At 43.7% G+C, this 5,494-nt stretch carries 5 protein-coding genes and 1 pseudogene; all 6 read left to right on the forward strand.

The features are described from left to right. The first annotated feature begins 107 nt into the window (after window positions 1–107). Window positions 108–2,021, forward strand: a complete 1,914-nt coding sequence (gene mnmG, locus P5683_RS22385) for a tRNA uridine-5-carboxymethylaminomethyl(34) synthesis enzyme MnmG (RefSeq protein WP_006669245.1) — start codon at window positions 108–110, stop codon at window positions 2,019–2,021. A gap of 173 nt (window positions 2,022–2,194) precedes the next feature. Beyond that, window positions 2,195–2,689, forward strand: a complete 495-nt coding sequence (locus tag P5683_RS22390) for a DUF1269 domain-containing protein (protein WP_006624156.1) — start codon at window positions 2,195–2,197, stop codon at window positions 2,687–2,689. An 82-nt stretch (window positions 2,690–2,771) separates the two neighbouring features. Further along, entirely contained in the window at window positions 2,772–2,984 is a 213-nt protein-coding gene (locus P5683_RS22395) for a hypothetical protein (protein WP_006624157.1), read from the forward strand. Window positions 2,985–2,987: 3 nt separating this feature from the next. Beyond that, the gene (locus P5683_RS22400; protein ID WP_006624158.1) at window positions 2,988–4,211 is read left to right on the forward strand and encodes a glycosyltransferase family 2 protein; all 1,224 of its coding nucleotides are present in this window, start codon (window positions 2,988–2,990) and stop codon (window positions 4,209–4,211) included. A gap of 57 nt (window positions 4,212–4,268) precedes the next feature. After that, entirely contained in the window at window positions 4,269–4,976 is a 708-nt protein-coding gene (locus P5683_RS22405; RefSeq protein WP_006624159.1) for a Uma2 family endonuclease, read from the forward strand. A gap of 70 nt (window positions 4,977–5,046) precedes the next feature. Then, a pseudogene (locus tag P5683_RS22410) lies at window positions 5,047–5,440 on the forward strand (hypothetical protein); the annotation flags it as partial. Between the last annotated feature and the right edge of the window lie 54 nt (window positions 5,441–5,494).

A 5,494-nucleotide genomic window follows, 5' to 3' on the forward strand; every position in this document is an offset into this window, starting at 1 on the left:
CAAGCACGGTTTTGAATTGGAGTTGGGAAAGGTGACTTTCCCTTCGACCATAACATCATTAGATATCCCTAAAATCAAATAGAGCGACATTGTAAAATATCCCAACTATGACAGTAAATTCACCCGTAGACTTTCAAGAAGAATTTGAGATCATCGTAGTCGGTGGCGGACACTCAGGCTGCGAAGCGGCTTTAGCCTCAGCGCGTTTGGGTTGTCGCACGTTGCTGCTGACCCTAAATTTAGATAAAATTGGCTGGCAACCCTGTAACCCGGCTGTGGGGGCTCCGGCGAAGTCTCAACTCACCCACGAAGTCGATGCACTGGGGGGAGAAATTGGCAAAATGGCCGATCGCACCTACCTGCAAAAACGGCTACTTAACAACTCTCGCGGACCGGCTGTTTGGGCGTTACGGGCGCAAACGGATAAGCGCGAATATGCAGCAGTAATGCGACAAATAGTCGAAAACCAAGAAAATCTATCAATCCGGGAGGGAATGGTAACGGATTTAGTCTTAGGATTAAATGACGAAATCATAGGAGTAAAAACCTATTTTGGTGTAGCATTTGCCTGTAAAGCGCTCATCCTAACTACAGGGACTTTTTTAGGTGGAATTATTTGGGTGGGTAACAAATCCATGCCAGCGGGACGAGCCGGAGAATTCGCCGCCGTAGGACTTACAGACACCCTGAACCGCTTAGGGTTTGAAACGGGACGACTAAAAACCGGAACTCCCGCGCGAGTCGATAAGCGATCGGTTGATTATAGCAACTTAGAACCTCAGCCCGGAGATGAACGAGTGCGATGGTTCAGTTTTGACCCTGAAGTGTGGGTTGAAAGGGAACAAATGAACTGTTATTTAACCAGAACTACGGCGGAAACCCATCGATTAATTAGGGAAAATTTGCATTTATCCCCCGTTTATGGCGGTTGGGTGGATGCCAAAGGACCCCGTTATTGTCCGAGTATTGAAGATAAAATTGTGCGGTTTGCTGACAAGGAAAGTCACCAGATTTTTATTGAACCAGAAGGCCGTCATATTCCTGAACTTTATATTCAGGGATTTTCTACGGGTTTACCGGAAAAATTACAGTTAGAAATGTTACGGAGTCTTCCGGGTTTAGAAAACTGCGTGATGCTACGACCTGCTTATGCGGTGGAGTATGACTATTTACCGGCAACTCAGTGTTATCCTACGTTGATGACTAAGAAAATTGAGGGATTATTTTGTGCGGGTCAAATTAATGGTACAACTGGATATGAAGAAGCAGCCGCACAGGGAATTGTAGCGGGAATTAATGCGGTTAAATTGGTGCGCGGTGAAGATATGATTGTGTTTCCTCGGGAACAAAGTTATATCGGTACTTTAATTGATGATTTGTGTACGAAGGATCTGCGAGAACCCTATCGAATGTTAACCAGTCGGTCGGAGTATCGGTTATTATTGCGATCGGATAATGCCGATCGCCGCCTAACTCCCTTGGGTCGGGAAATTGGTTTAATTGACGATCGCCGTTGGGAATTATTCCAACAAAAACAGGCTAATATTATCGCGGAAAAGCAGCGGCTAGACCAGACCAGAGTTAAGGAACGCGACGAAATTGGTATAGCGATCGCCTCTGATACTCAACAAAAAATTAAAGGGTCAATTAGTCTGGCGGAATTGTTGCGTCGTCCCGGTTTCCACTATGGTAATTTAGAACATTATCACCTAGGTAATTCTCAGTTATCCTTAGAGGAAAAAGAAGGCGCAGAAATTGAGATTAAATATTCCGGCTATATGGAACGCCAGCAAAACCAAATTGATCAGATCAGCCGTCATGCTAACCGCCAACTCCCTCGAGACTTAGACTATCTTACCATTGAAACCCTATCTATGGAGTCACGGGAAAAATTAAACCGGATCAAACCTTTAACTATTGGTCAGGCTTCCCGTATTGGTGGGGTCAACCCCGCAGATATTAACGCCTTGTTAATTTATCTGGAAGTGCGCCACCGTCAACCGGCGATCGCCATTAAATAAGGGTTGATGATTAACTATCTATTCGCCGGGTTTCTATTGATTCAGAAATCCGGTTTTTATTTTCAATATAACCACATTGCCATCTACGAATCATAAAATTTTTCTTAAATTTGTACAATTTTATACAATTATCATTATACTACCCTCATACAATTATCACCAGATTGATAACAATGGCAACTCTAACAGTTTGGAAATACAATAGCGCTGATGGTGCTAAAAATGCTCTGGCTAAACTCGCTGAACTCCAGAAACAACGTTTAATTCAAATCGAAGATGCGGCTATAGTATTCTGGCCACAAGGTCGCAAGAAGCCCAAAACCACCCAAGCCGTTGACCTAGTGGGTTCTGGTGCATTTGGCGGCGCTTTTTGGGGTCTATTATTCGGCTTGATTTTCTTTGTTCCGGTATTAGGAATGGCGGTCGGTGCATTAGCCGGAGCATTGTCAGGATATTTCACTGACTACGGCATTGATGATGAATTTATCAAAGATGTCCGAAATCAAGTAACTGAAGGTACTTCCGCACTATTTTTACTAACCAGTAGTGTGACTTTAGATAAAGTAGAGGAAGCCTTCAAAGATGAAGAAAAAGGTGAGTTGATTAAATCCAACTTGACCAATGAACAGGAAGCTAAGTTACGGGAAGATTTCGGCGCAGACGAGTAATTTTTCCCTAATTTAGCTTGGTAAAATGTGGGGGATAAGCTGGAATTATTCCCCCAAATATACCCCCCAATAAGGCAATTAAATGATGTGGATTAAAGTTACAGATAAAGCTACCTACTTAATGAATTCAGATATACATATTGAGAAAGTAAGCGGCAATGTGAAAATCGAAAGAGATGGTAAAAAGATTACTATTCAAGGTGTGCCGCGTCAATGGTTCATTTCCCAATCTCTCAATGTTGTAGTTGATTTAGATGCGCCAGAAGCCGATGTGCCTGAAATGGAGCCTATGTAAAAAATGATCACTATCTGGGTTGGTTTCACGCTGGGATTAATAGCTTTTGGTTGGGCAATTCCGATCATGGTTCTGTTCGTTGAATGTTTGGCAGCCGGGTTTAATTTCCCAGGTTTTATATCAAATGACGACCTACCAGAACCGACAATTTCTGTATTAATTCCGGCTCATAATGAAGGGTTAGTTATTGGTCAAACTTTGGCTAATATTTTACCTCAACTGAAACCGGACGATGAAATAATTGTAATTGCGGATAACTGCACAGATGAAACTGTAGCGATCGCCACTGAAAACGGAGTGCAAGTTCTGGAAAGGCAAGATCCAGACAACCGAGGAAAAGGATATGCTCTCGATTATGGATTACGCCACCTAGCGCCAAACCCGCCAGAGGTGGTAGTTATGATTGATGCTGATTGTTTAGTGGAACCAGGAGCGATCGCCACTATTGCTCAACAAGCATTAATCACAGCCAAGCCAGTGCAAGCATTATATTTAATGGAAACACCCCCCAATCCATCTGTCAAGAACTCCATTTCTGCGTTGGCATTCTTAGTCAAAAATTGGGTGCGTCCCCAAGGATTAGCGAAACTAGGGGGACCTTGTTTATTAACCGGAACTGGGATGGCTTTTCCCTGGTCAATTATTCAAAGCATATCCTTAGCGAGTAGTAATATAGTCGAAGATATGCAGCTAGGTGTCGATTTAGCGATCGCTGGTTATTCCCCCCAATTTACAGCCAAAGCCAAAGTAATTGGATACCTTCCCCAAGACGAAACCGCCAGCACCAGTCAACGCACCCGTTGGGAACACGGTCATTTACAAACCCTGAAAACTCAAGTGCCGCGCCTGCTCAAAGCCTCCCTAAGCCAAAGACGTTTTGAACTGTTACAAATGGCATTAGATCTATGTGTTCCCCCCCTCTCCCTTCTGGTAATTTTGTGGGTCGGTGCATCCGCCATATCCTTAATCGCTAGTAGCCTAGGAGTCTCTGCTATTCCCACCATCATCATAGCCCTAGAGGGGCTGCTGCTAACTACTGCCATTGGTATGGCTTGGGCAAATTTTGGGCGATCGCTTATCCCCCTCAAAACCCTCTTAGGTATCCCCCTGTATATACTGTGGAAAATTCCCCTATATTTAACCTATTTCATTAAACCCCAAAAAGAATGGGTAAGGACTCAAAGAGAACCCCTGGATAAATCTTCGCTAAATTCCGATAAAATATAGATCCACTTTCTCAAATTGTGATATCATCAAAGTGTTCAAATACCTGCAAGGTTAGTCATGTTAGCCACTTCCCCAACTTACACTATCACTTGGGAAAAGTTGCCAGATGATTTTGTGTTACCCGATGACCCCGTGGATAATATATATCAACCAGCCCTAGCAGCAGCCGTTACCGAAAGTTTAAGGTTAGCCGGAAAACTGCCAGAAACATCGCTCACTCCGACCAACTACGGCATTTGTGCCACCATAAACGGTAAAATAAGCATAAAAGCGCCAGATTGGGCGTATATTCCGCAAATTACCGTCAATCGGGAAGAGGTAGTTCGTAGTTATACCCCCCGACTACAAGGGGATATTCCCGCACTGGTACTAGAATTTTTATCAGATCCAGGTGGGAGTGAATATTCAATAAAAGAAACCTATCCTCCTGGAAAGTTCTTTTTCTATCAACAGATTCTGCAAGTACCTAATTATGGCATTTTTGATACAGACACAGGCACATTAGAACTCTACCGTTTAGACGAGAACCAACGATATCACCTAGAGTCACCTAATGAACAGGGCAGATTTTGGATACCAGAAATGCAGCTTTTCTTAGGTGCAGAGCAAGGAACCCGCGAAAATCTCACTGGCTACTGGCTACGTTGGTGGGATCAACAGGGAAACCTACTCCTATGGGCGACTGAACTATTAGACCAGGAACGTCAACGATCTGAAAAATTAATCGCCCAATTGCGGGCGGCGGGTATTGAACCTGATACATAGCCTATAACCCCCATTCTACTGTTACTTAGGTGTTACTCAAAACCGTAGTAGAGTAACAAGTGAGTAAAAAATGAGTAATGCTACTAAACTCCCTACAGTGGGGGGAAAGGGTAACTATGACGAGAGCTATAGCAGATTCCTGAAAGCCTATCAAGACTTTAAAGGGGAATGTCCCAAAGGAGTGACACTCAAGTTACAAAAGTCCGGGACTAGGTATAATTTGCTATTGCAGTTTAAGCAGCCACCTACCGGAAAACGGCTACCCAAGACAGCTAATCTTGAGTGTACACCCCAAGGGGTGATAGACGGGGTTAAGAAAGCCAAGTTAGTGGCACCAAGCCCTGGGAACTATCAGCAGCGATAGTGAATTCTGGGACTGGTACGATGCGACTATCTTAGGAAAGAACCAGATTGAGGATAATCTGATAACCTATCGGGAAATATTCCAACAACTAGAGGATGAGGTGCGAGACGTTTAGGAATCAAATAAGGCTGCAATGCCTGAAATAACTTCCTAC

Source organism: Limnospira sp. PMC 1279.21 (assembly GCF_032349615.1).
Classification (GTDB): Bacteria; Cyanobacteriota; Cyanobacteriia; order Cyanobacteriales; family Microcoleaceae; genus Limnospira; species Limnospira fusiformis.